The following is a 25,395-nucleotide window of genomic DNA, read 5'->3' as shown; positions in this document are numbered from 1 at the left end:
TATACTAACTTATTACTATTATAATTTATCTTTTTAAAAATTGGGGTGAGATCCATCTCAAATGAGTGAATAACGTAATCTATTCTTATCAGCTCGTTGGCGGACATGCCTTGCATGGAAAAAGGACCTGTAGAAAATTTCTACAGGTCCTTTTTTACGCAGATTTATGATGGGCTCTTCGCGTTTCAATAATTTTTGAGCCTGAGAATAATAATAACGCTATCCAAATAATACTAAACGCCATTAATTCCACTTGGCTAAATGGCTCCTTATAAAGAACAACGCCTAAAATTAAGACGATTGTTGGTGCAACATATTGAATAAAGCCCAATAAGTAGAGCGGGATATTTTGTGCACCTTTCGCAAATAAAATTAACGGTACTGCTGTGACAATGCCACTTACAATCATGAGGACATCTGTTTGTACATCAACGTGTAAGAAAGAAGCTTGACTCGTTGTAAAAAGATAGATGTAATACCCTAGTGCAAAAGGCAAGATAAACAATGTTTCAATTGCAAGCCCACGTGTTGCATCAATGGTAATTTTCTTTTTCAGCACGCCATAAATGGCAAAGGATAATGCAATAAGTAACGCTACCCATGGAATAGAGCCGTAGTTTAACGTCAGAATAATGACAGCGATAAAGGCAATACCCGTGGCAACCCACTGCGCACGGCTAAGTGTCTCTTTAAAGAAAACTACGCCAAAAATAACGGACAACAGTGGATTTATATAGTAGCCGAGGCTTGTTTCAATTAAATGTTCATGCGTTACGGCCCAAATATATAAATACCAATTCATTGAGATTACAAAAGAAGCCCCTGCTAGCAGCCAAAAAAGCTTCTGATGCGTCCATAAGTATTTTAAATCTGCTAGTAGTTCCTTACGCATACCGATGAGTAGCACTGCGATCACCGTAAAAACAAAGGACCAAATAACACGCCCCAATAAAATTTCCATACTTGGTACATGCTCAAGCATTTTCCAATAAAGTGGGAAGGCGCCCCAAATGACATAGGCAAAAAACGCCGCCAAAATCCCTTTTTTCTCGTTCGACATTGTCTATAATTCTCCTACTCTAGTTGAATAAATCATTTACGACGGCGCGTAAATGTCAGTAAACATAACTTTGTACAGTAGGCAATAAAACGACCACTGGCAAGATTGACTTTCGCTGAATACAGCCAAACTTCAATCAGTAAGGTTTTCTGCAACCTCCTCTGATGGCTAGTTGAATCAATCAAGCTTTACGGTCCGTTCATGCTGAATAAAGTTAAAGAATAGACTCATTATAGGACTTTGTTTGAAAACTGTAAATGCACATTTTCACTATAAGCGAATTGGTTATCTCTAAAATAGTAAAAACAGACCACAAACTATAAAAATCAATGGTGAATCACAAAATATTATCAATATAACTAGAAATGTGTAATACATTAATGGCTTCATATTTCCAGTTTTATCACTTGGAGCTAGTCTCCGTTTTCACTTTCAATCTCAGAAATGTATTTTCGTACCATACTGTAGCTAATATCTGGATTGATTTGACGTTTGATGCGAATATGAATTTCTTTTATCCCCACACCCTGCTCACGTAAATCCCGAATCATCGATTTTAGTGGGCCCGAAAGTGTTTCTCTCGACAAAGCAGTATATTTACTCAACTCAATGAGGAGTTCCGTATTTTGACTACGTAGCTCTTTGTATTCTTCAACGATACAATTATATTCTGTTAGCTTTTTTTGCAATACTGCATTTTGCTTTGCAATCTTTTGAATCTCTTCTATCAGCTGTGCATTTTGTTTTTTTAAAGTTCTCCGATCCAGCTCCAAAATTGTATGCTTTTCATGTGATTCTACATGCATATTATTGAATAATTGTTCGATATGCACTAATTCTTTGTAGCGATTTTGTGATAACAGCAACAAGGGTTCTGAAGTTTGGACGGCAAGCGTGCCATCCTGCAATGTTTCACAAGACAATGCAAAAGGGTCTATTTTATTCATCATTTATTCACTCCATTACTCAATAGTCCATGTAATGGTATTGCTTTGTTTAACATCTTTCCGCTTCCTTCTTCTTTGATAATCATTCTCATTTATATAATCATAATGAGTAAACCGCATTTTGTCAAAATAAAAAAACTCCTTGCATTGAGATTATGCAAGAAGCTTCCTTGTTACATTTTTTTCAGTTTTTCATATTCAAGCTGTAATCGTTCAATACGCTTACGGCCTTCCTCACGGTTTTTCGTTGTTTCTGCTTGAATTTGCTTCGTTTCCTGAATACCTGCCATAATCGTTTGCCATGTTGTTTCAATCGTTTCGATTTTGATGCTCGGACTACCTGCAGCACGTGCGATATTGACACTGTTTTTACTAATATTCTCAGCATTTCGTACTAGCATTTCATTCGTACGACGATCAAGTTCAGTCATTGAATCTGAAATGAGTTTTTGACGCTTTAATGTTACTGCGTGAATGAGACCTTGTTTAAAAATTGGAATTGTTGTTACAAATGCAGAGTTGATTTTACCGATTAAATGATTATTGCCCTGCTGCATTAAACGAATTTGTGGAGCTGATTGGAATGATACTTGCTGCGCCATTTCTAAATCATAGCGGCGTTGCTCAAGCAAGTCTACCGCACGTTGCATCGTTTCATATTCCATTGCTGCTAATTGGTCACCTGTTTGCGCTTTTTGCTCTAGCATCGGTAGTGTTGAACGCACCTCTTCTGCCTTCACTTCAATGGCCGCTACAAATTTACTCAATGTTTGGAAGTAGTTTAAGTTTTGGTCATATAATGTTTCAAGGTCTACGGTATTGCGTTTCATCTCGACCTCGTATTTTTGAATTTCGCGGTAAATTACGTCAATTTCCTTGTTCATGCTGTCATATTTAGAGAGAATACGTTCTAATTGTTCCTTACCTTTATTGAACAGCTTTGTCAGGAAGCCACCCTTTTTTTCGTCTGTAAAGTCTTGTGGATCAAATTTATCCATAATTTTATTTAAATTGTTTAGCAATACACTCGATTCCTCAAGTTTACTTGCTTTCATCGTTGCTAACATTTTATCTGAAAATGTAGAAATACCCGTAGCTGTTTCTTTTCCTAGTTCCAACATAGCTATTTGGTCTTTCACATCAATTTTCTGTGCTAGTGCGTGCACCTCTGGATCTTTTTTCAACGCAAGCTGATTTTGCGCAATTTGTGATAGCTCTTGTTCTGAAACAAACGTCGGTGCTTGTGCTGGCGTTTGTGTTGGTGCAGCCTGCAATAATGGATTCGGCTGTAATAATGGGTTCTCTGTAGCAAATGGATCTTTAGATTTTAACAAATCGTTGTTGAATTCAGACATAAGTAATACCCCCTGCGATTAATCTCTACTTTTAATACGAATAAAAGATGAAAAAGTTTCATTTATTCAAGCCTTACAAAATATGAGTCCTTTACTGAATAGGGATTATCAAGACACTTCAATTGAAAGCTGTCATGATTATCGTTTTCTACATCGACAAAAAGCTGTAGTTGTTCACGTTTTGTCAAAATTTCTGCTAATTCTTTACTCATGGGTAATTGTTGTGCAAGCTTCAAAAAGAACTGTTCTTTCTCTACTTGTGTTGCTGAACGTTTAGTTTGCGGCTGTTTGAGTAAAGTTTCAACTTCCTCTCTTGAGAACATCTGATCATCCCCTTTTCATAAATTATAGCTTGTTTGAAATTGAAATACGACTGAATTGTCGAAATACCTGCCATTTCTTCGACTCCTCGTGCGTTTGGTACGAATTGTCTAGTTATTACAGCAAAGAGCAGCCACATAAAGTAGCTGCTCTTTCACATCATGTTGTCACTTTTAACACTGTTTTAATTTTTTGGATAACGCCACCTGTGCTATATGTCAGCACACTGCGTTTGTAGAACGATAAGCTAAATAAGTATGCCACAATAATCGTTGCTACGAGTATACCCAGGGATAATAGTGGTTGCATGACACCAATATCAGTCGCCCCAATACGCATCGGCATGACCATACCAGACGTAAATGGAATATAAGAGAAGACTTTTATAACAATTGTATCTGGATTACCAATTCCTGATAACATTACATAGAAGCCAATTAACGTAATCATCATTGCAGGCATGAGCACTTGCCCTGCTTCTTCTACCTTGGAAACTAAAGAACCGAATAATGCGCCCACAATTAAATAGAGAATAATCGTTAATAATAGGAACAAGATTGCATATAACACATAGCTTATCGATAATTCCTTGACAATGCTTGCCGCCATATCCCAAATGACGCCATCCTTGACGAACTTCGCGTAGATGAGGAAAACACCCGCAATAATTGCCATTTGCGTGAATGCAAGTAGCAGTACACCAGCAATTTTCGCTTTAAAATGGGTTGCAGGTTTCACGCTTACTAATAGCATTTCCATTGCACGTGAGCCCTTTTCAGAAGCAATTTCAGTTGTAATCATCGATAAGAATGTGGAAATAAAGAAGTAAATTAATATACCAACTGCATAGGATACCCACAGTCCTGATTGCTTTTCTTCCTCACTTTTGCCACCTGATGTTTCTTCATTTAAATTTTTATTCGTAATAATCGTGTTTGCCGCCATAATTTGCGCTGCCTGCTCTGGAGATAGCGATAATTGCTGTACGGCATAATGCTGACCTGCATATTGTAATAAAGAAGAAATCGTTGATTGATCGTTTAATTTTAACGGCGTAAAGGTTGAAATTTCAGCATGTAATTGTCCATCTTTATCGCTTACTTCAACAATCGCGTCAATTTCCTCGTCCTTTACCTTCTGCTGTAATACGGTTAAATTCGTTTCATTCTGAATAAACTCCATCTCACCATTTGAAACAAAAATGTCACTTAAATCTGCAGAAGTATCATTGATAATGGCAATTTGCTGCGCCTCATCATTTCCTGTAAAGAGCTCTTTAATATCTGACCAAAAAATGGCCACTGACATACCAACAACGTATAATAGCGTCATCAAAATAAACGACTTCGATTTCAATTTTGTCATATATAATTGTTTCATCAATAAATTAAACTTCGACAACACTACCACCTACCTTATCCTTAAAGATTTCATCTAATGTTAAATAATCTAAACTGAATTTTTCGATATACTTACCGTTTGATAATTGCTCGAAAATGCGCTGAGCAAAATGCTCATCCTCCAGTGTTAACACCGTTTGTTCTTTTTCCACACGTACGTCTTTGACACCTTCTAGTGCCAGCAACTGTGTAGTAGACCAATCTGTACGCACCGCCAGCTTTGTTTTACCATACTGTTTCTTTAAATCTAATAAACTACCTGTAAATAATGACACGCCTCGTTTTAATAGACAAAGATGATCACATAGCTCCTCAACATTATCCATTTGATGACTGGAGAATAAAATTGTCGTCCCTTGCTCCTTTAGTAGTAAAATCGCGTCCTTCAGCAAGTCCTTATTGACAGGATCAAGACCACTAAATGGTTCATCCAAAATTAAAAACTGTGGCTTATGGATAAAACTTGCAATCAGTTGTACTTTTTGTTGATTCCCTTTGGACAGCGTCTCCGCTTTATCTTTGCGTTTTTCTTCCAGCTCAAATCGACTAATCCAAAAGTCGATATCCTTTTTCAGCTCTGCCTTTTTCATTCCACGAAGTTCACCGAAAAAGTATAATTGATCCTCAACCTTCATCGTTGGGAAAATCCCACGTTCCTCCGGTAAATAACCCAGTACATCACGATTGATGCTATTAACAGGTTGACCATTCCAAGTAATCGTGCCAGATGTTGTTTCCTGCAAATCTAGTATCATACGAAATGTCGTCGTTTTGCCCGCACCATTTTGTCCAATCAGTCCGAAAATTTCTCCTTTTTCAATGGTGAAATTCAAATCATCGACTGCTGTAAAATCCTTATACTTCTTCGTGACATGTTGTAATTGCAATGTCATATTATTTCCTCCCTACCCTTCGAATATATGTAATGTTTGAGCCAATCGTTTTTTTCGTTTGACAATTTTCAAAATGGGTATCCACAATAATATTGAGGCTACAATATTGAAAAATCCAAGACTCATATTTAAGAAACTTTGTGATGATCCTGTCAGTCCAAGAGCAATATTAAAGATGCCCACTAAAATATTTAACAGTGCTAATGGAATAAAAAAATTGTTCATCGACTTTAAAGAATTCATTTTAGAAGGGGCATCTGTAAATAATTCAAATGGACCATCTGAGGTTTTTTTTCGATAATAGGCCCAGCCTGCAAATTTTGTGACACATTCAATATTCAATGTCTCTAAAAAATCAAAGTAGTCCTGCTTTCTCCCATGCACCCATTCATTGCGGTAAATGTATTGACCCGGCTCCCCTTGTTCAAATACAAAATAGCCCAAGAATGTTTTCTGTAGATGCCAGCCCTGCGCGGCCATATCATTGACCCACGCTTCTTCTTTTTCGTAATCCACAAAAAAGCGGTACTTTCTCTTTTTCATATAATCCCTCTCTTAATCTTCAAAAATATGAGCATGCATTTGCAGTTTCTTTTTTCGCTTATTATTTCTATGAATTCCTATATAAAGCAAAGCCAGCATCAACATATTTAATGAGCTCGCCCACAGGACTTCTTGATGTACTTCATGACGAAGAAGTGGTAACACAATATTGATCAGCAAGACGAGTACATTCACCAGAGCAGCAAACATAAACAGTGTATTTAGACGTGACAGATCTTTGATTTTATCTAATTTCCCGGAAAATATTTCAAATGGTCCATCCTCACGTCTTTTCCGAAAGTACGCCCATACGCCAAATGAATGCACACATTCTACACCCATCGTCTTGAGAAACTCATAATAATCTTTCTTCCTTTTTATCACCATTTCATTGCGATAAATGTATTCACTTGGATTGCCTTTTTCGAATAAATAGACAAAGGGCCAAAATTTCTTTAAATGCCAACCCGTTTCTGCCATGGTATTGACCCATTTTTCCTCATGTTCATGATCGATATAAAAGCGAAATTTTATCAGTTTCACAAAAATCACCTCAATTAGTCTGAATACACATCAAGATCCTTTTTCAATTGTTTACGTAATTGAACCAGCCTTAATAAAGGAATGATCAGTAATAGGACGATTAGGAAATTCCCTATGTTAATTGTTAGTCCCGCCCAATTCGTAGCCTGCTGTGAAAAGTCGCCAGTCAGCCCTGTTAGGCCGATTACAAAATTAAGCAGCAATAGCGATAATAACAATGTTACTTTCTTGGACAGGTTACTGATTTTGGTTTTTTTGTCCGTATAAAGTTCAAATGGTCCTTCACTTGCAGATTTTCTAAAAAATACGATATTGCCAGAGCGATGGACAAGCTCTATCCCTGAGGCTTGCAAAAATTCTAGGTAATCATCCTCGTATGGTGCTCCAAGCCTATCTAATTCATCATGGCGGAAAATATAGCTGCCTGGCTCACCACGCTCAAATGTAAAACGAGTCCATGTAAATTTTTGCAAATGCCAGCCTTGAGTAGCCATTTCATTGATCCATTTCTCTATGTCATATGGATTAAAGACCCAGCGATATTTATGCATATTACCCATCACCTTTCGTTATACGGATACCATTGTCAAAAAGTTCCCTTAATCTCAAAATTTCGTATTCTACAACCTTTTTTCCACTTGCAGTTATGATGTATTCCTTTTTACGTCCATCACCGTCCAACGCCTCAATCCACCCTCGTTCCAGCAAAGTTTTAATGGCACCATATATCGTGCCAGCCCCGAGCTGTACTCGGCCTTTACTCATCTCCTCAACCAGTTGCATAATGCCATAGCCGTGTCTTGCCTCAAATAATGCCAATAAAATATAATAAACGCCCTCTGTTAACGGCGGATGTTGTTGTGACATAATACCCCCCCTCTATATCGCCCAACAATATATCGACTGACGATATAATCAAACTATATCAGCAGCCGATATAGTTGTCAACGGCAAATCAAATTTCACTGCATGTGGCAGCCTCCGCTTTGCGGTATTGTGCTCTCCATTGTACCGTTCACGATTTCTATTTAATGGTACGTGCACTTTATGGTACCTTTTCTACAAGGATACGGCAGCAGACCCGGGGGTGTTAACACTGATTTGAGCGGCACTACAGCGATGCTTATGCTTACCTGAGCGGTGGGGCACGCTACCCGAGCGGTGGGGCACGCTACCCGAGCGGTACTACACTCTACCTGAGCGATGGGGCACGCTACCCGAGCGGTACTACACTCTACCTGAGCGATGGGACACGCTACCCGAGCGGTCCGACTCGCTACCCGAGCGGTACTACACTCTACCTGAGCGATGGGGCACTCTACCCGAGCGGTCCGACTCGCTACCTGAGCGGTACTACATTCTACCCGAGCGGTGGGGCACGCTACCCGAGCGGTCCTACACTCTACCTGAGCGATGGGGCACGCTACCCGAGCGGTACTACACTCTACCCGAGCGGTCCGACTCGCTACCCGAGCTGATAGGCACCTTACCTGAGCAATGCGGTAAAAAAAACCACCCATCACGAACTGCACCCCAATTGTTAGACATTAACTAACAATTGGAGACAGTTCATCATCCCTGAGTGGTCTTTTTATGATTTATGTTGACTAATTTTCTACTTGCCCTTTAGTAATCAATTCGGTATTCGAAGTATATCCATTACGCTTTCACAACATGAATAGGCCTCCCCATCATTACCTCAGCAGCTTCCATTGTCATCTCACCTAAAGTTGGGTGAGCATGGATGGTTAATGCTACATCTTCGACAGTCATACCGGCTTCAATCGCAAGACCCATTTCAGCAATCATATCTGATGCACCAGCGCCTACGATTTGAGCACCGATTAATACGCCATCTTTTCTACGTGCAACAAGTTTCACAAAGCCTTCCGATTGGTTTAGTGCCAGTGCACGGCCATTTGCTGTGAACGGGAATTTCGCTACTGTCACCTCGATACCGGCTGATTTTGTTTGTTCTTCATTGTAACCAACAGTTGCAAGTTCTGGATCTGTGAAGCATACAGCAGGGATTGCTAAGTAATCTACGATTGTTTTTTCACCAGCGATTGCTGCTGCAGCTACTTTACCTTCATAAGAAGCTTTATGTGCAAGCTGTGGACCAGCTACGATATCACCAATTGCATATATGTTTGGGACTGAAGTACGGCATTGTTTGTCAACTTTTAGTAAACCTCGTTCTGCGAATTCGATACCTACTGCTTCGAGACCCATTGCATCTGTATTTGGACGACGACCTACAGTTACTAATACATAGTTAGCTTCAACTGTTTTTTCGTCTCCGCCTACCTCGTACGTCACAACTACGCTGGTTTCATTTTCTTCTACACCTTTAGCGGATGCGTCTACAACCACTTCTACGCCTTTTTTCTGTAAGCTTTTTTTCACAACTTGTGTCATTTGCTTTTCAAAACCAGCTAAGATGTCTTTGCCGCCTTCAATGATTGTTACTTGCGAACCTAAGCTAGCGTAAGCAGACCCTAACTCTGTACCGATGTAACCACCACCAATGACCACTAATTTTTCCGGTACTTCAGGTAAAGAAAGGGCTCCAGTTGAGTTGATGACACGTTCAGTGAATTTGAATGTTGGAATTTCAACCGGCCGAGAACCTGTTGCAAGGATTGCATTTTTGAATGTGTACGTTTGTGCGTTGTCACCATCGATTACACGTACAGTGTTTGCATCTACGAAGTATGCTTCACCTTTCACGATGTCGATTTTGTTGCCTTTTAATAGACCTTCAACACCGCCTACTAATTTTGAAACTACGCCTTTTTTGAATTCTTGCACTTTTGTCCAGTCAAGCTTTACTGCTTGTGCAACAACACCCATATCATCTGAATGCTTTGCTTGCTCAAAACGATGTCCTATTGAAATCAGCACTTTTGAGGGGATACAACCGACATTTGAGCAGACTCCACCTAAATACTCTCTCTCTACAATCGTTACGTTTTTCCCCATTTGACTAGCGCGAATAGCCGCTACATATCCTCCTGGACCTGCACCAATCACCAGCGTATCAATATATCTCATCTACTATTTCCCCCTTATTACTTGCGATAAAATGAAAAACATTATCCCAAAAAAATTTATCTTTTACACAATTATGGTGACCTTTTGTGACAACTTTAATGACGTGTTTAAAGTTGCTATCATTTATTAGGATCTCCACATTTGAAATCGGCACTTTTTTATCCTGAATAGAGTGGATGGCAAGAGCTGGAGACTGTTGGTTTTTCACTATTTTTTCTAGGCACCATTCTTTTCTGGCTTTTATAAAAACACCTCCACGCAATAAAAACCAACTGATAAATAGCCAGCCAAAAGGAATATACGGTATTGTTACTTTTGTCATAGATTGGCTAATACTTTTTAATGATGTAGGCATAGAATCGGTAATAAGTGCTTGTAGCCTCACATCTGTAGAATTCACAATACTTGCAGCGATTCCACCCATTGAATGCCCTAAAACATAGATTGCCTTACTATGAATATCTGGACTCTCCGCCACATAATCAATCGTTGATGTAATACTTAGGACAAACGATTCGATACTCGCTTGTTTTTGTCGCGACTCACTTTGCCCATGTCCAAGGACATCTATAATTACCACGTCATAACCGTTAGCTAATAGCGGATCGACATATCGTAACATGTCTGATTTATTAGAGCCCCAGCCATGTACCAGTAGAAAGCAACCTCTTGCCTGCTCACTTTTTATAAGCCATCCTCGAATTGTCCCAGTACTCAGCTCAATTTCAATGTTTTCATAAGCGGAATTTGGGTATTTTTTATCCGCTTTCATTTTCGGTGTAAAAATATGAAGAATGATATAGTTTCTCACAAATAAAATAATGACTATAAAAGCAACGAATAATAAGTATGTCATCATAACCCCCTCTAAAAGATACCAAATAGTCTCTTTTTGACGATAAAAAAGACGGCTTTACTGCCGCTCATTAGCAATTATTGAAATATATTGCCTCAAATTATTGATGATGATCTTCGTCAATTGCCCATCTTTTTTTAATCGATCTAATACGAGTCCACCTTCAAGTGTTGACACAATATATAGCGCAGTGTCGTATGGCTGTATGGACTGCTTCAGCTCCTGCTGCCTAATTCCATCCTCAATAATTTTCATTATCCATTTTATCATCATATCGATTGCTTCGTTAATCGATGGCAGTAATGCACTCCCTTCTAAATCGTCCATTTCTATGGCTGCATTAAAAATTGGACATCCACCTACGATCGGTTTTCCTTCACTTAATTGTAAAAAGGCCTCCACAAATGCGATTAATTTGTCCGTTGCATTATCGTGTTGTGACACACTCGCCATTAAATGACTTTGCATTATTTCGGTAGAAAAATGAAAAGACTCGACCATCAGCTGCTCTTTATCCTTAAAGTGTCGATATATCCCTCCCTTTTGAATATTCGTTTCCTGAATGATGTCACTCATTGTTGTTGTCATATAACCTTTTTTGTTAAAAATCATAGCAGATTTCCGAATAATATTACGCCTCGTTATTTCACCTTTTTTCATGTAAACCTCCAAAAAGATACCTTTTAGTCTCTTTTAATATAAAGGAAATCCGCTGCAACTTCAAGTACTATTTATCAGAAATTACATGCATCCACTTTCCTGAGCGGTTCGGCAATACTGTAATGGCTTTTTCCGTCAGTTCAGTAGTTCTATCCGCCACTTTAGCCTTTCTATCCGTCACTTTTCTAGTTCCATCCGTCAATTCAGCCTTTCTATCCGTCAGTCCCGTGTCAGCGCAATAAAAAAAGCCATCCATTTACTTTAATGGACAGCTAGTGACGAGCTATTATGCATTTATGTTGTAAAAATAAGGCCCACATTGCTCCTCATGCGTATGTACATATGTCCAAGTATAATCTCGGTCAAAAATATAAATGTCTTGCTGTGTATCGAAATCAGCCGCAACGACATCTTGCGCAGCACTCAATTTAAGGACATGAGATGAAAATTGATACATTACAAATAATTCATCCTTCGGCACATCATCAAAAGCTTTACGTGCCTCGTCTCCATTTAGGCAATGTTGTTTTTCATAGCTAAAAATATGCCACTTAAACTGCTCGTAAAAAATACTATGCTTTGTTTCCTCACTAATATTTTTGGCGAACACGCTGTCCCATGCCTTATAGATCGATTGAGGTTCTTCGCATTGTGAAATTATTACACCTTTATCTGTGAAGCTTTTGCGAAACAAATAATCTTCTTCAATTGTTTGTAATAAGTAATGGATTTTCTCCAGTTCTTCTTCGGGTAAGCTATCTAAAATGTGGTTAATTATTTCTCGTACCATTGTCTACCTCCTTATTAAATATACTAAATTATACAAAAACCAGCGTTTGAAAACAAAATAATGACCTGAATCGGTACTATGCCGCGAGACGTCATTGAATCATATTGAAATTTAAAATGGCCACTAGCTGCTCATTTAAAGTGCTAACGCTTTCCGCAAAATCATGGCGGTACCACTCAAGTATCATGCCGATAATGGCATTTGCTTGATAAGCACTATAAAAATCTATAGAAATTTCCGGGTTTTTACTTTGAGCTAAATCTCTTTTTAACAAAGTTTGGATTTCATCAAATAACATGTAATAGTAAGTGAGTGGCACATTTTTTGAAAAAACAATGCGATAAAACATCTTAAATCGCTCGATATGATGGAAAATCCGCACAGTAGTTGGATCGAGTTCGTTTTTATTAAAAGCTGTGACAGCACGGTAAGGCTCCTCATAGGAATTATTTAGATCCGCCATTATTTCCTGAAAGTATTCTTCAAATAGTTTTTCTTTTTGATCATAATGTAAGTAAAATGTACCTCGATTGACCTGTGCCTCACGACAAATTTCTGCAATCGAAATGTTTTCTAAAGGTTTTTCACCTAACAATGTGAGCAATGCGTTATGAAGCGCTTGCTTCGTTTTGACGACGCGTAAATCGTTAACGTTCAAATTTTTTCATCCCCTATTAAACAGATTTTTCAAATGTGGTGATTACTGAACAGTTCTCAGATTTCTGCATATTGAAATCACTTACAACTCTATTATATGATTTTAATGAACACATGTTCAATACACGATCTAATCGTTCGTGTATATCTTGATATTCGGTAGTTAATTTGAAAATAACAGGAGGTCTTTAACTATGAGATTAGAAGGTAAAGTAGCAATCGTAACAGGTGCAGCTTCAGGTATGGGAAAAGCAATCGCAGAAGGTTATGCAAAAGAAGGCGCAAAAGTCGTTGTGTCAGACTTGAATTTGGACGGTGCTCAGGTAGTTGTTGATGGTATTCATGCAGCTGGCGGCACAGCTATTGCTATCCAAACTAACGTTGCTTCAACAGAAGACCTACAACGCTTATTTGATGAAACAAAAATTACTTATGGTCAATTAGATATTTTAGTAAATAATGCCGGCATTATGGATGGGATGGAGCCTGTAGGTGAAATTTCTGATGAGCGTTGGGACAAAGTGTTTGCGGTAAACACAACAGCGGTTATGCGTTCCATGCGTTTAGCAACAGATATTTTCCTAGCACAAGGTCATGGTGTCTTTGTCAATAACATTTCAGCTGGCGGACTTTATGGTGCGCGTGCAGGAGCCGCCTACACAGCTTCCAAACATGCCGTTGTAGGTCTAACAAAAAACACAGCCTTTATGTATGCAGATAAAAACATTCGTTGTAATGGCATCGCACCAGGGGCAGTTATCACAAACATCGCAACAACGATGACAAATATTAGTGAAGTCGGTGCGGCTCGCCAATCGCTTGGGTTAGGCATCAATCCACGTGCTGGACAGCCAGAAGAGATTGCACAGCTTGCTATTTTCTTAGGTTCAGATGAAGCGAGCTTTGTGAACGGACAAGTGATTGCTGTTGATGGTGGTTGGACTGCTTACTAGTTAATAAAAATGCACGCACTCGGATCAGCCTAGTGCGTGCATTTTTTCATACTTAAGGATTAATCGTCAAAAGTTATCGATAAAACGAACTAACAAAATACTACAACCTTAAGATTGAGGTATTAACTTGTTTTTTGTAGGCAATACAGCACCGATTAGGGCACCGATTAGCGCCGGTAAAATCCATCCTAAACCAATATCATAAAATGGTAAAAAATCAGTGTACAACTGTGCTACAGCCTCAAATAAACCAAATTTCGCTGCAGGAACGCTATCCACTAATGCTCTGTAGCCATCAATTACACTAATGAAAATGGTAAAGAACATGGCCGTTGCATAAACCGACTGCTTATTTTTGAATAACGAACCGCTTAATGCAAGTAAGATTAGAACGATTGCAAGCGGATATAAGAACATTAGTACTGGAATGGCAAATTTAATAATATTCGTTAAACCAAAGTTCGCGATTGTAAATGACACGAGGCATAAAATGAAGACAAACCATTTGTAGCTGACTTTCGGAAATACCTCATGGAAAAACTCGCTACAAGAAGTGATGAGTCCAATACTGGTTTTTAAACACGCAAGAACGATAATAATTGCTAATAATATCGCGCCGAATGAACCGAAATAATGTTTAGCAACCGCTGCAAATATTAAACCTCCATTATCAAACGTGCCGATTGCTGCAATACTCGATGCACCCATGTACGTAATTAACCCATAAATGAGCATCATTAATGACATCGCAAAAATGCCGGATTTCCAAGTTGCCTTGGCAATTTCTTTGGGCTCTGTAATGCCTGAGCTTTTAATGGCATTGATCACGACAATCCCAAAAGCCAAAGACGCCAGCGCATCCATCGTGTTATAGCCCTCTTTAAAGCCAGTCATAAATGCAGAGTCGATATACTCACCCATTGGCTGTTTGAAATGACCCATTGGAGAAAGAATACTTGTAATGATTAACATAAATAAGAAGATCAAAAACGCGGGCGTTAAATACTTTCCGATGTAATCCATAATTTTCGCAGGGTTTAATGAGAAATAGTAGACAATTGCAAAAAACACAAAGCTAAATAACCCAAGAAAGAGCAATGTATGATCTGGTTGTATAAATGGTTCAAAGCCTACAACAAATGGTACTGTTGCTGTACGTGGAATGGCAAAAAACGGACCAATTGTTAAATATAGCGCCAGTGAAAAAATGACGCCAAATAACGGATGGATACGACTCGCTAAATCACGTAGGCCGTTACTACCCGATAAACCGATCGCTAAAATACCTAAAAACGGTAAACCGATAGCTGTTACTAGAAAGCCTATTAGCGCAAACCAAAAGTTTGTCCCCGCTAATTGCCCAAGTTGGATTGGAAAAATGAGATTCCCCGCTCCGAAAAACAGCCCAAATAGCATAGTGCCGATGACTGCATAAGTAGAAAAAGGTATTTTATTTTGCATAACTGTGCTCCCTTAGATGTGTTGACTATAGCAAATGATTAGTTTAGAACGATTCTTCACTACAATTCCACAATGGTATCAGGCATTTATTATAAAAACAATAGTTTTTTCTTAGATTATTGCTAATTGTTCAAATATGAACGTGTAAACGAATCAATTAGTAAAATATCGGAAAAATCAGGCAAAATAATGCAGTGATTGCCTTGTTGTAAGCAATTGTACAAGATACACCTGCAACCATCTTATGGCTCCTGATTATGCTATATATTTCCATTAACACCAAAAATAGAATAACAAAATAATATATCGATAAAATAAAAGCGGTTACAAAAATGGTTTTCATGTCTTCTCTAAGAACCATTACAAACAAAAAAGATGGATTATGAAATCTTTCATAATCCATCTACTGATTTATTTTAGTTTGCGACAGACCACTCGATATGATCTAAGAAGTTGTATACGTCTTCATATACTTTGTCACGTTCTTTATCTAATGTAATGATATGGCCTGAATTTTCATACCAAATGATTTCTTTATCATCTGTTTCAACTGTGTTCAGAATGAATGGCGCGCTTTCTTGATATAGTTCGTCATCCAATGAACCTTGTAATACTAATGTTGGTGCTTTAATAGTTTGTAATTCTTCGCGAGTTTCAGTTGTTAAACGTGTTACACCATCTAATGAATCTTTTGGCGTAATACGTAGTTCATGTAATTCTGAAATGATTTGATCTTTTGATTTGTTTTCAAAATGTTTATATAAACGAGCGTAATGGTATAAACGTGTAAATAAGCCTTTTGAGTTATCGCGCGTAATTGGTGCACACATAGCAACACATGCTTTTACTGGAAACTTCTCTGCTACCTTTAACGAGAATACGCCACCAAGTGAAATCCCTACAACTGCAATTTCTTCATAACCATTATTTTTTAAGAAGTTGTAGCCTTCCACAACATCGTTCCACCAGTCTTCTGGTTTTGTTTCAAGTAGCGCTTCAGGTTCTACCCCGTGCCCACTATAAATTGGTGCATGAACGGTATAACCACGTTTGGATAAAAATTCTCCTAGCTTTTTCACATCTTTTGTGCTACCAGTGAATCCATGCAGTAATAGTACGGCTTTTTTGCCCCCCTCAATAGTTAGAGGTTCTGGCTTCGATAACTTCATTTTATAATATCCCCTTCACGGAAATTTGTATTTGTGTAATTTCTGTGTCTATCTTAACACCCTTTATTCATAATGTACAATTTATAGTTTTTATCGTTTCAATGTGTTTCATGCATGAATGATGTGAGGTTGAATCCTTGTAAAACAACCACTTGCACCTGTTTAAAAAGTGATCAAATTTATTTAATGGAAATTTACTTGGTAACACCTTCTAATTTTTTTTGACGTTACCTATACTTCCTAATCTTTTACCGTTATAATGCAGTTAACTCACAGTAATACTATAGATGGAGGTGAAAAAAATGGAGTGGCAACAATTAGAATATTTTGCAACAGTAGCAAAATTGGAGCATATGACACGAGCTGCCGATGTATTAGCCATTTCTCAGCCTGCGCTAAGTCGTTCCATCTCTAAGCTCGAGGAAGAATTAGGCGTCCCCTTATTTGACCGGCAAGGACGTTCCATCATGCTAAATCGCTATGGTGAATTATTCTTGTATCGTGTTCAACGCATGCGTAAGGAATATGAAAAGGCCGTATTGGAATTACAGGAGCTCAATAATCCTGAACTCGGGGATGTGTCGCTCGGCTTTTTACATACACTCGGAACAAGTATCGTACCTGATTTGATCCGTGCTTTTCGCCAAAAGCATCCACATATACGCTTTCACTTTACGCAAAACTATTCACACTCGCAGTTAAAGCAATTACTGACAGGCGAGTTAGACCTGTGCTTACTTGCAGCGATTGACACCGAACCGCCAGTTTGCTGGAAGGAGCTGTGGCGTGATGAGCTGTATATAATGGTGCCCATTGACCATCACCTTGCCAATCGTAAAAGCATTAAAATGAAGGAACTTGAGCATGAAACATTTGTACTCTTAAAAAAGGGCTATGCACTGCGCCGTACCGCTGATCGATTATTAAATGCGGCCGGCATCAAACCAAAAATTACTTATGAAGGCGATGAAGTATCTACCGTAGCTGGTTTTGTAGGCGCTGGTCTTGGTGTTTCATTGTTGCCTGATGATGAAGACTTAAATCCGAACAAAGTTGTAAAAATTCATGTTGAAGATATGGTGTGTGAACGGATCATTGGGATGGCTTGGATTGACAATCGTTATATCTCCCCTTCTGCCCGACAATTCCAGCAATTTGTATTCGATTTTTATGACAAAGATGCATCCGCGTCTGTTCGCACAAAACAAGCGCCGAATGATTCGAAGTGACAGTAAACGTTCCGCTACTTTGTCCTAAGCGAACGAAGCAATTTTGAGGTGCGGCGTGAAATCTTAGATAATGCAAAAAAAGCGGTAAGATGCTCAATAGCACCTTACCGCTTTTTATTATTTCCCTATGTATTTAATTTGGTAGGAATACATATCTGTCGAGTCACCGTCAATTGCAAAAAGTCCTTGTTTGGCCAGTTTAAAAATTCGGTTTTCTATAAACGCATCACTAATATAATCATTTATTTCACCTAAGGTTTCGTTAATGATAGGCATTGCGGAAAGCCATTCTTCTCCTTGATTAGCACGAATATCTTTTGCAGCTTTTATTATGATAGAATCATATGCATCTTCTGCTACATGGACAATGCCATTTTCCCAAGTTCGCAATGTACTTGGATTGTGCTTGAGCTCATGCCATTCTTTTGCAAGTCGCTGACACGCTTCAACGGAAAAACGTTTGGCATCTGGGCGGAGTTTCATTAACCAATGTGAAGGGAGCTGTCCTGTGTCACGTATCGACCTGTTCGGCTGTATTCGCGTTAAACCTTCTGTTACGTCCACCCCATAAACCATACTGCATTTATTGACAAATTCACTCATCACATAGCGAAGACCGATTTCTTCATGGGCGTTTTGACTATACCAAATCCATACATCCACATCACAAGGCAGACCCGCAATTTTTTTTGCCCACGCTTTTTGTATGTCATCATACAATTCACGTTCTTCTTCATCTTTTAAAATAAAGCTTGCTAACCATTTTTGGCGCTCTTCTATTGTCGTTAATGGTCCAATCGAGAAAATTTCATTGACACAAATCACCGACTCATCTCGTTGTAAATGATTTTGACGGATTGCATGTTTAATTGAACCTTGTGTAGATAAGCTAAAGGTAATATGTAAGATTGCCATGAAAATTTCCTCCTTTTATTGTTTGCTCAGTGCAATTTGTATCCCGATAAAGGTGAATAGTACACCTTGTACAACGTTCAAACGTTTTGCAATGGCTGGTTTACCGATAATGATTTTTCGTACTTTTCCTGCAAAAATACTAAATAACGAAAATAATAAAAACGCTTGTACTAAAAATACAATACCCAAAATAAGCATTTGTAAAGCCACATGACCTTGCGTTGGATTTACAAACTGGGGCAATAGTGCTAAAAAAAATAAAGATACTTTAGGGTTTAAAATATTCATCAAAATCCCTTTTCTATATAATGTCACATAGGCTTGGGCATTTTGTTGCTCTAGAGTAAACGGGTCACCCTTCGCACGGAATGACTGCCACGCTAAATACAATAAATACGCTGCACCTGCAAATTTTACGATAGAAAAAATCACCGTCGATTGATAAATAATGGCCGAAATACCGAGAACTGCCGCGCTAATGTGAACAAGTAAACCTGTACATAAGCCCAGAGAAGTCGCAAATCCTGCTTTTTTATCTTGTGCAATACTTTGCGCAAGGACAAATAAATTATCTGGTCCAGGCATTAAAGTTAGGATGATTGCCGCTCCTAAAAATGCAAATAACGTTGAAAACTCCAAAATTTCCCCTTCTCTCCATTTCTTTTAGAAAGAACCATTATTAGAATGGTTTAATTCTCATTATACTACATGAACTTGTCACCTTAAGAGGTAAGTTTATGACTTTATCCAGAATTTTTCGCCCTATTTAGCAGTTTTATTGTGTATCATAGCGCACCGTCGACAGCGGCGTTCTTGTTCAGTGAGATTGTAGTACTGATCATACGACACCTTGACATGAGATTATTAGCTTCACACAGTCCATTATGCTCGTTTGCGCAATACTTTTCTCGTTCAATCCATTATAATAGATACTAATGATATATATATTTATTTCCATTGTATTTTAGAAAGAGGTGATCGACAGTGGCAGTGAGTGATATTGTGATAGAATTTGAAAACGAGCATGGTGACGTTTGTTATAAAATGAGGACGCATGATATCGACGTTCAGGCCATTCAAAATTCTGGATTAGCGCCTGTTATGTCTTATTGGATGGGCGATAAAGAAATTACCGAGGACATTCGAAAATTGCGTTTTAGCCCAAGACCCCCATCTACCTATATCCAGGATTACGACGACTTTCAATCCATGTTATATGCAAAAGAACAACGTGCAATCAACCAATTATACGAAAAACTAAGCATTAAGCCAAAAAATATGACGACGGGCAAGCAAATTCTTTGGAGCTTCTTTGTGATGATGTTGGCAATGCTTCCCTTGATCATCGCAATTTGGTGGTATAAATAGTCTCAAACTTCCTTGTTTTTTCGCAACTTTCTATTAACTTCTCTTTTCAACTTGACAGACACCCAGAAGTAGTGCATTCTTTATTCAATTACTATAAAAAAGCGTGCGAAGACTAGTAACTAGACACTGCTTGGCAAGAGAACGATGTCCATTGGCTGCAAGACATTGTACAAGAAAGACTAAAGAACCTCCTTCGTAAAACGTCCTAGCCAAACTAGGCGCAGTCTCAAGCGTTATGAGAAAAGTGGAATGTCTATGGGCATTCAATGTAGGTGGTACCACGGAAAGCAAACCTTTTCGTCCTAATTTCTAGGACGGAAGGGTTTTTTTATGTTATTCAGTAAATGGCGAACGGGAGGAATTGAGATGGAAAGAAAGAGAATCGTCGTAAAAATTGGCAGTAGCTCCTTAACTAATGCAAAAGGCGAAATTGATAAGGTGCGCTTAATGGATCATGTCCAAGCAATTGCCGAGTTAAAAAAATGCGGTCATGAAGTATTGCTTGTGTCATCTGGTGCAGTGGCGGCGGGCTTTAAACAGCTTGGCTACCCCTCTCGTCCTGTAACGGTAAAGGGCAAACAGGCTGCTGCCGCTGTAGGCCAAAGCCTTCTTATTCAAACCTATCATGCTTTATTTAGCATTTATGATATCGTACCTGCTCAAATTTTATTGACACGTACTGATTTTTCCAAAAAGGAACGCTATAAAAATGCCTATGCAACTTTTGAGGAACTATTAGAGCGCTCCATACTCCCTATCATTAATGAAAATGATACGGTGTCTGTTAGTGAATTAACGTTCGGTGATAATGATATGCTCTCCGCTTTAGTTAGTGGACTTGTCCATGCAGACCAACTCATAATCTTGACTGATATTAATGGTTTATATAATGCCAATCCAAATAAAAACCCACATGCCAAGCGCATTGATCGTTTGACAGAGGTGACAGATGAAATGCTTGGTTTTGCAGACGGTGCGGGTTCTAAAGTCGGTACTGGTGGCATGGAATCTAAATTATTGGCCGCTCGAGCTGCCTTAAATGCAGGCGTCAAGGTGTTTATAGGTACGGGTCATGGTGCCAGTAAACTTGTCGATATCGTGGATGGCCGTGGAGATGGTACGTATGTGGAGCATGAGGCACTTGCTGTCTTAACGAATAATAAACAGTGGATTGCACTTACGGAAGTTTCTGGTAAAATTTTTATAGATAGCGGTGCCGAACAAGCACTGTTAGCTAACGGCAAAAGCTTGTTACCGGCAGGTGTATTTCGTGTCGAAGGTGATTTCGAACATGGAGACGTAGTTGAAGTGTACAGTGAGAATGGCTTACTTGGACGTGGCGAGGTATTGTATTCATCCCTTGAGCTAGCACATGCCATGGGAAAACGTACGGATGAGTTAACGAAATACCCAATCGAAGTGATTCACCGAGATAAATGGCTCAAAATACAAAGCAATTAGGGAGGAATTTTGATGACAAGTGAAGTACAACAAAAAGGAAAGCTGGCCAAAGCTGCGAGCTATATTTTAAATATTAAAACAACGAGTGAAAAAAATGAGGCGCTGACAAAAATTGCTGAGCAATTGGTGCTTGACCAGGATGTTTTAATCGCTGAAAATGCAAAGGACTTAGCCATTGGCAAAGAAAAAGGAATGCCCGTTTCTACACTAGACCGCATTATGCTGAACAAAGAACGTATCGAAGCGATGGCAAGTGCCATTGATTTATTGGTAAAATTAGATGATCCAGTTGGTAAACTTCTTGAGCGTATTAACAAAGAGAATGGTCTTGTGATTGAAAAACGCATGGTGCCACTTGGTGTAATCGGGATGATTTATGAGGCACGTCCAAATGTAACCATCGATGCTGCAACATTATCACTGAAAACTGGTAATGCAGTTATTTTACGTGGTAGCTCTTCTGCTAAATTTTCGAATGTGGCACTTGTCGCAAGTATTCACCGCGCCCTTGAAAAAACGTCCATACCAGTCGATGCAGTGCAATTAATCGAGGATACGAATCGTGAAACCGTCAAGGAATTGTTCCATTTAAAACAATACTTAGATGTGCTAATCCCTCGTGGCGGAAAGGCACTTATTGATTTAGTCGTAAATGAGGCCACTGTACCGGTACTCGAAACAGGCGCTGGCAATTGCCATATTTATGTGGATCACACTGCCGATTACATAAAAACAGAAAGAATTTGTATCAATGCGAAAACACAACGCCCTTCTGTTTGCAATGCCGCTGAAAGTTTACTGATTCATCCCGATTGGTTTAGTGAGCACGGTGCACAGTTACTAAATGCCATTCATCATGCAGGGGTAACGATTATTGGCGATGAAACCGTTTGTGGAGCCGTTGATTTCGCGCAGCCAGCGACAGAAGAAGATTATGCAACTGAATATTTGGATTTAAAAATAAGCGTTAAAGTCGTTGAAAACGTTTATGAGGCGATCGAGCATATAAATCAATACGGAACGAATCACTCTGAAGCCATCGTAACGGAAGATCCATTAGTAGCTGATACATTTTTACATAGTGTGGACGCGGCAGCTGTGTATCATAATGCCTCTACCCGCTTCACAGACGGCTTTGAATTCGGCTACGGGGCTGAAATCGGCATCAGTACACAAAAATTACACGCCCGTGGACCAATGGGGTTACCTGCATTAACCTCTACAAAATATTTCGTTCATGGCGACGGACAAATTAGAGAATAATAGAGAGAACCCTATTTTATGTGAAGCCGGCAGATGGCATACGCTGTCGGCTTTCTTTCTTTCTTTCTTTCTTTCTTTCTTTCTTTAGTCGGAGGCACTTGTGTGTAGATAACGCAGTTCACTTCGAGCGTTGAGTGACTTTACCTGAGCTGTTGCGCGGCATACCCGAGCGATAAACGACTCTACCTGAGCGGTAAGTGGCTTTACCTGAGCTGTTGCGCGGTATACCCGAGCGATAAACGACTCTACCTGAGCGGTAAGTGGCTTTACCTGAGCTGTTGCGCGGTATTCCCGAGCGATAAACGACTCTACCTGAGCGATAAGTGGCTTTACCTGAGCTGTTGCCGCGGTATACCCGAGCGATAAACGACTCTACCCGAGCGGTAAGTGGCTTTACCTGAGCTGTTGCGCGGTATACCCGAGCGATAAACGACTCTACCTGAGCGGTAAGTGGCTTTACCTAAGCTGTTGCGCGGTATACCCGAGCGATAAACGACTCTACCTGAGCGATAACACGGCATACCCGAGCGCCTTACCCGAATAATCATTTGCCCAAGTCAAATGTATGGTACACATGTAAAATCAATAGTAAGAATTATTACTTTTTTTAGAAAGAAGGTTGAATATGAACGTTTCTGCAATCATCAAACTGACCGTATCTATGGCGATTTTTGGCTCCATTGGTTTTTTCACTATACATACGGGGGTTCCTGCACTGGAACTTGTCTTTATCCGCTGTATTTGCGCTACCCTCTTTATTGGAGGGTTGTGGCTCGCAACCGGTGGCCATAAAACAGAGAAATGGGAGAAAAAAGAGGTATTGCGCACGCTTATATGTGGTGTCTTTATCGTCTTAAACTGGGTATTTTTATTTAAGGCATTTGAAGAGATGTCCATTTCTATTGCCATTTCTATCTATAATATAGCGCCGATTTTTGTGTTAATTTTCGGGGCATTGTTTTTAAAAGAAAAGATGACTGTACGGGCACTTCTCGCAACGTTAACATGTTTTATCGGCAGTATTTTCATTATTGGCTTGAATAATTTTATATCGCTGTCTGAGTTTATGCAGTCCGGTTTTGTTTGGGCGTTACTGTCTGCGTTGTTTTATGCGTTTACCATGCTCACAAGCAGAACAATTAAAAATCTCAGCTCTTATGCATTGACATATATACAAACGACTGTTGGTATTGTTATTCTGCTGCCATTTGTGGATTTTACATTATTTGAAAGTTTAACAACAACGAACTGGCTTTATATATTAGGCACTGGCTTTATTCATACAGGTTTTGTCTATTATTTATTTTTTGATAGTATTCGTAGTCTATCGACGATTTTGGTTTCGGTATTAGTATTTGTAGATCCTGTTGTCGCTATTTTACTAGATATGCTATTCCTTGATTTCATGCCGAGCCTGCTACAAACGGTTGGCATTTTGCTAGTTTTTGGTGGTATTATTTACACTGTTTATATACCAAAGCCTAGAGTTACTAGTCGTGAGTGAGGAGGTTTTCCATGAGTAAGCTTTATACCATTGGTGAGTTATTAATCGATTTTACACCCACTGGGCAAAGTGGGTTGCTTGCGTCAGTCGAACATTTTACTAAACATGCAGGTGGCGCCCCAGCGAATGTTGCAGCTGTTTGTGCAAAGTTTGGACAACAGGCTGCCCTGCTCTCTCAAGTAGGACAGGATGCATTTGGCGACTTTTTAATCGAAACCTTGAAACAAGCAGGTGTGGAGACAACGTATATTACGCAAACGACTGAAGGTGACACAAGTCTTGCCTTTGTTTCTTTGACAGACGATGGGGAACGTGACTTTTTATTTTATCGCCGAAACGCAGCAGATTTGCTGTATCGCCAAGAGCAATTGCCTACTAATTTGCTGAGCGCGCTCGATATTCTTCATTTTTGCTCGGTCAATTTAGTGGAAAGTCCGATGAAGCAAACACATGTAGCATTGATTGAGCAAGCACATCTGACAGGTTGTCTCGTGTCTTTTGATGCAAACATACGCCTTCCTCTTTGGCACGATGCAGGAGCCTGTCGGAAAACGATCGGTGCGTTTTTACCGAAGGCCCATATCGTTAAACTCTCTGACGAAGAGCTATTGTTCTTAACACATCTAGAAGATGAACAGCAAGCGGTACTTGGATTATTTCAAGGAAAGGTACAAGTCATTCTCGTTACGCATGGTGCAGACGGCGCTACCCTTTATACGAAACAGCAACATATCAAGGTACCGGCTGAATATGTGCAAGCCATTGATACAACTGGTGCGGGGGATGCCTTTATTGGCGCAGTTTTAACAATCTTGCTGGAGAATAACATTACAGTAGCGACGCTTGGAGCCTTTTGTGAGCAATTCGCCTCCCCTCTTGTCACATTCGCCAATCGCTATGCTGGAACATCAACAAAAAAACAGGGTGCCATCGCGTCCTATCCTACAAAACAGGAACTGCCATTCACTTTTTAAATAAATGCAAAACTCCATT

27 protein-coding genes are annotated in these 25,395 nt (G+C 39.3%); 7 read left to right on the top strand and 20 right to left on the bottom strand.

Going from position 1 to position 25,395, the window contains the following annotated elements; genetic code table 11:
* Positions 1-154: 154 nt before the first annotated feature.
* The 16 genes from rarD to ACOMCU_RS08805 form a co-directional block, all read right to left on the bottom strand.
* Positions 155-1,060, bottom strand: coding sequence for an EamA family transporter RarD (gene rarD / locus ACOMCU_RS08880; RefSeq protein WP_421049967.1), 906 nt, complete (start codon positions 1,058-1,060; stop codon positions 155-157).
* 32 nt (positions 1,061-1,092) lie between these two features.
* Entirely contained in the window at positions 1,093-1,215 is a 123-nt protein-coding gene (locus ACOMCU_RS08875) for a hypothetical protein (protein WP_421049966.1), read from the bottom strand.
* A gap of 258 nt (positions 1,216-1,473) precedes the next feature.
* Complete coding sequence (locus ACOMCU_RS08870; RefSeq protein ID WP_036130104.1) at positions 1,474-2,010, bottom strand: hypothetical protein; 537 nt, start codon at positions 2,008-2,010, stop codon at positions 1,474-1,476.
* Between the two features lie 170 nt (positions 2,011-2,180).
* Positions 2,181-3,362 (bottom strand): toxic anion resistance protein, encoded by a 1,182-nt coding sequence (locus ACOMCU_RS08865; protein ID WP_219364462.1) that lies wholly within the window; start codon positions 3,360-3,362, stop codon positions 2,181-2,183.
* 62 nt (positions 3,363-3,424) lie between these two features.
* Positions 3,425-3,685, bottom strand: coding sequence for a hypothetical protein (locus ACOMCU_RS08860; RefSeq protein ID WP_010859142.1), 261 nt, complete (start codon positions 3,683-3,685; stop codon positions 3,425-3,427).
* 157 nt (positions 3,686-3,842) lie between these two features.
* A complete protein-coding gene (locus ACOMCU_RS08855) occupies positions 3,843-5,087 on the bottom strand; it encodes an ABC transporter permease (protein WP_080647652.1) in 1,245 nt (414 codons plus the stop codon).
* Positions 5,071-5,976 (bottom strand): ABC transporter ATP-binding protein, encoded by a 906-nt coding sequence (locus ACOMCU_RS08850; RefSeq protein ID WP_010859140.1) that lies wholly within the window; start codon positions 5,974-5,976, stop codon positions 5,071-5,073. The genes ACOMCU_RS08855 and ACOMCU_RS08850 overlap by 17 nt, the downstream gene beginning before the upstream one ends.
* Positions 5,977-5,988: 12 nt before the next feature.
* Complete coding sequence (locus tag ACOMCU_RS08845) at positions 5,989-6,519, bottom strand: DUF2812 domain-containing protein (protein WP_010859139.1); 531 nt, start codon at positions 6,517-6,519, stop codon at positions 5,989-5,991.
* 12 nt (positions 6,520-6,531) lie between these two features.
* Positions 6,532-7,062 carry a DUF2812 domain-containing protein gene (locus ACOMCU_RS08840; protein ID WP_010859138.1) on the bottom strand — a complete coding sequence of 177 codons (531 nt, stop codon included), beginning with the start codon at positions 7,060-7,062 and terminating at the stop codon, positions 6,532-6,534.
* 14 nt (positions 7,063-7,076) lie between these two features.
* Positions 7,077-7,613, bottom strand: a complete 537-nt coding sequence (locus tag ACOMCU_RS08835) for a DUF2812 domain-containing protein (protein WP_010859137.1) — start codon at positions 7,611-7,613, stop codon at positions 7,077-7,079.
* Position 7,614: 1 nt separating this feature from the next.
* Positions 7,615-7,929 (bottom strand): PadR family transcriptional regulator, encoded by a 315-nt coding sequence (locus ACOMCU_RS08830; protein WP_010859136.1) that lies wholly within the window; start codon positions 7,927-7,929, stop codon positions 7,615-7,617.
* Positions 7,930-8,721: 792 nt separating this feature from the next.
* Positions 8,722-10,116, bottom strand: a complete 1,395-nt coding sequence (lpdA, locus tag ACOMCU_RS08825) for a dihydrolipoyl dehydrogenase (protein ID WP_421049965.1) — start codon at positions 10,114-10,116, stop codon at positions 8,722-8,724.
* Positions 10,103-10,975, bottom strand: coding sequence for an alpha/beta hydrolase (locus ACOMCU_RS08820; RefSeq protein ID WP_421049964.1), 873 nt, complete (start codon positions 10,973-10,975; stop codon positions 10,103-10,105). The genes lpdA and ACOMCU_RS08820 overlap by 14 nt, the downstream gene beginning before the upstream one ends.
* Positions 10,976-11,029: 54 nt before the next feature.
* Positions 11,030-11,632, bottom strand: a complete 603-nt coding sequence (locus tag ACOMCU_RS08815; RefSeq protein ID WP_010859133.1) for a TetR/AcrR family transcriptional regulator — start codon at positions 11,630-11,632, stop codon at positions 11,030-11,032.
* A gap of 286 nt (positions 11,633-11,918) precedes the next feature.
* Positions 11,919-12,422: a DUF4275 family protein gene (locus ACOMCU_RS08810; RefSeq protein ID WP_421049963.1), complete on the bottom strand. Its 504-nt coding sequence runs from the start codon at positions 12,420-12,422 to the stop codon at positions 11,919-11,921.
* Positions 12,423-12,513: 91 nt separating this feature from the next.
* Positions 12,514-13,080 (bottom strand): TetR/AcrR family transcriptional regulator, encoded by a 567-nt coding sequence (locus ACOMCU_RS08805; RefSeq protein WP_421049962.1) that lies wholly within the window; start codon positions 13,078-13,080, stop codon positions 12,514-12,516.
* Positions 13,081-13,273: 193 nt separating this feature from the next.
* On the opposite strand from ACOMCU_RS08805, the gene ACOMCU_RS08800 reads away from it, so the two are divergent.
* Positions 13,274-14,032, top strand: coding sequence for an SDR family oxidoreductase (locus ACOMCU_RS08800; protein WP_421049961.1), 759 nt, complete (start codon positions 13,274-13,276; stop codon positions 14,030-14,032).
* A 108-nt stretch (positions 14,033-14,140) separates the two neighbouring features.
* Here ACOMCU_RS08800 and brnQ read toward each other — a convergent pair whose 3' ends face one another.
* Both brnQ and ACOMCU_RS08790 read right to left on the bottom strand, forming a co-directional pair.
* Positions 14,141-15,493, bottom strand: coding sequence for a branched-chain amino acid transport system II carrier protein (gene brnQ / locus ACOMCU_RS08795; RefSeq protein ID WP_421049960.1), 1,353 nt, complete (start codon positions 15,491-15,493; stop codon positions 14,141-14,143).
* A gap of 416 nt (positions 15,494-15,909) precedes the next feature.
* The gene (locus ACOMCU_RS08790; RefSeq protein WP_010859127.1) at positions 15,910-16,662 is read right to left on the bottom strand and encodes an alpha/beta hydrolase; all 753 of its coding nucleotides are present in this window, start codon (positions 16,660-16,662) and stop codon (positions 15,910-15,912) included.
* A gap of 302 nt (positions 16,663-16,964) precedes the next feature.
* Here ACOMCU_RS08790 and ACOMCU_RS08785 point away from each other — a divergent pair, with 302 nt between their 5' ends.
* On the top strand, positions 16,965-17,891 hold the full coding sequence (locus ACOMCU_RS08785; RefSeq protein WP_421049959.1) for a LysR family transcriptional regulator: 927 nt from the start codon (positions 16,965-16,967) through the stop codon (positions 17,889-17,891).
* Positions 17,892-18,008: 117 nt separating this feature from the next.
* On the opposite strand, the gene ACOMCU_RS08780 is transcribed toward ACOMCU_RS08785, so the two are convergent.
* Both ACOMCU_RS08780 and ACOMCU_RS08775 read right to left on the bottom strand, forming a co-directional pair.
* Positions 18,009-18,806, bottom strand: a complete 798-nt coding sequence (locus ACOMCU_RS08780; RefSeq protein ID WP_421049958.1) for a DUF3658 domain-containing protein — start codon at positions 18,804-18,806, stop codon at positions 18,009-18,011.
* Positions 18,807-18,821: 15 nt separating this feature from the next.
* Positions 18,822-19,445, bottom strand: a complete 624-nt coding sequence (locus ACOMCU_RS08775) for a LysE family translocator (protein WP_010859124.1) — start codon at positions 19,443-19,445, stop codon at positions 18,822-18,824.
* Between the two features lie 345 nt (positions 19,446-19,790).
* On the opposite strand from ACOMCU_RS08775, the gene ACOMCU_RS08770 reads away from it, so the two are divergent.
* From ACOMCU_RS08770 to ACOMCU_RS08750, 5 genes are all read left to right on the top strand, one after another.
* Entirely contained in the window at positions 19,791-20,174 is a 384-nt protein-coding gene (locus ACOMCU_RS08770) for a hypothetical protein (RefSeq protein WP_010859123.1), read from the top strand.
* A 366-nt stretch (positions 20,175-20,540) separates the two neighbouring features.
* Positions 20,541-21,635 carry a glutamate 5-kinase gene (gene proB / locus ACOMCU_RS08765; protein WP_010859122.1) on the top strand — a complete coding sequence of 365 codons (1,095 nt, stop codon included), beginning with the start codon at positions 20,541-20,543 and terminating at the stop codon, positions 21,633-21,635.
* Positions 21,636-21,647: 12 nt separating this feature from the next.
* Positions 21,648-22,898 carry a glutamate-5-semialdehyde dehydrogenase gene (locus ACOMCU_RS08760; protein WP_421049957.1) on the top strand — a complete coding sequence of 417 codons (1,251 nt, stop codon included), beginning with the start codon at positions 21,648-21,650 and terminating at the stop codon, positions 22,896-22,898.
* 625 nt (positions 22,899-23,523) lie between these two features.
* The gene (locus ACOMCU_RS08755) at positions 23,524-24,402 is read left to right on the top strand and encodes a DMT family transporter (protein ID WP_010859120.1); all 879 of its coding nucleotides are present in this window, start codon (positions 23,524-23,526) and stop codon (positions 24,400-24,402) included.
* An 11-nt stretch (positions 24,403-24,413) separates the two neighbouring features.
* A complete protein-coding gene (locus ACOMCU_RS08750; protein ID WP_421049956.1) occupies positions 24,414-25,376 on the top strand; it encodes a carbohydrate kinase family protein in 963 nt (320 codons plus the stop codon).
* Positions 25,377-25,395: the final 19 nt, after the last annotated feature.

The sequence above is a fragment of the Lysinibacillus sp. UGB7 genome (assembly GCF_049058285.1).
In the GTDB taxonomy this organism is placed as follows: Bacteria; Bacillota; Bacilli; order Bacillales_A; family Planococcaceae; genus Lysinibacillus; species Lysinibacillus sphaericus_B.
Note: the sequence above shows the minus strand (reverse complement) of the source record. Positions and strands in the feature narration are given on the sequence as shown.

Coding starts and splice junctions, on each gene's coding strand:
- ACOMCU_RS08835 (WP_010859137.1), bottom strand. CDS start 7,613: ATGCATAAATATCGCTGGGTCTTTAATCCATATGACATAGAGAAATGG.
- ACOMCU_RS08755 (WP_010859120.1), top strand. CDS start 23,524: ATGAACGTTTCTGCAATCATCAAACTGACCGTATCTATGGCGATTTTT.
- ACOMCU_RS08750 (WP_421049956.1), top strand. CDS start 24,414: ATGAGTAAGCTTTATACCATTGGTGAGTTATTAATCGATTTTACACCC.
- ACOMCU_RS08865 (WP_219364462.1), bottom strand. CDS start 3,362: ATGTCTGAATTCAACAACGATTTGTTAAAATCTAAAGATCCATTTGCT.
- ACOMCU_RS08800 (WP_421049961.1), top strand. CDS start 13,274: ATGAGATTAGAAGGTAAAGTAGCAATCGTAACAGGTGCAGCTTCAGGT.
- ACOMCU_RS08845 (WP_010859139.1), bottom strand. CDS start 6,519: ATGAAAAAGAGAAAGTACCGCTTTTTTGTGGATTACGAAAAAGAAGAA.
- ACOMCU_RS08850 (WP_010859140.1), bottom strand. CDS start 5,976: ATGACATTGCAATTACAACATGTCACGAAGAAGTATAAGGATTTTACA.
- ACOMCU_RS08830 (WP_010859136.1), bottom strand. CDS start 7,929: ATGTCACAACAACATCCGCCGTTAACAGAGGGCGTTTATTATATTTTA.
- ACOMCU_RS08780 (WP_421049958.1), bottom strand. CDS start 18,806: ATGGCAATCTTACATATTACCTTTAGCTTATCTACACAAGGTTCAATT.
- ACOMCU_RS08790 (WP_010859127.1), bottom strand. CDS start 16,662: ATGAAGTTATCGAAGCCAGAACCTCTAACTATTGAGGGGGGCAAAAAA.
- lpdA (WP_421049965.1), bottom strand. CDS start 10,116: ATGAGATATATTGATACGCTGGTGATTGGTGCAGGTCCAGGAGGATAT.
- ACOMCU_RS08820 (WP_421049964.1), bottom strand. CDS start 10,975: ATGATGACATACTTATTATTCGTTGCTTTTATAGTCATTATTTTATTT.
- ACOMCU_RS08810 (WP_421049963.1), bottom strand. CDS start 12,422: ATGGTACGAGAAATAATTAACCACATTTTAGATAGCTTACCCGAAGAA.
- ACOMCU_RS08760 (WP_421049957.1), top strand. CDS start 21,648: ATGACAAGTGAAGTACAACAAAAAGGAAAGCTGGCCAAAGCTGCGAGC.
- rarD (WP_421049967.1), bottom strand. CDS start 1,060: ATGTCGAACGAGAAAAAAGGGATTTTGGCGGCGTTTTTTGCCTATGTC.
- ACOMCU_RS08815 (WP_010859133.1), bottom strand. CDS start 11,632: ATGAAAAAAGGTGAAATAACGAGGCGTAATATTATTCGGAAATCTGCT.
- proB (WP_010859122.1), top strand. CDS start 20,541: ATGGAAAGAAAGAGAATCGTCGTAAAAATTGGCAGTAGCTCCTTAACT.
- brnQ (WP_421049960.1), bottom strand. CDS start 15,493: ATGCAAAATAAAATACCTTTTTCTACTTATGCAGTCATCGGCACTATG.
- ACOMCU_RS08870 (WP_036130104.1), bottom strand. CDS start 2,010: ATGATGAATAAAATAGACCCTTTTGCATTGTCTTGTGAAACATTGCAG.
- ACOMCU_RS08785 (WP_421049959.1), top strand. CDS start 16,965: ATGGAGTGGCAACAATTAGAATATTTTGCAACAGTAGCAAAATTGGAG.
- ACOMCU_RS08860 (WP_010859142.1), bottom strand. CDS start 3,685: ATGTTCTCAAGAGAGGAAGTTGAAACTTTACTCAAACAGCCGCAAACT.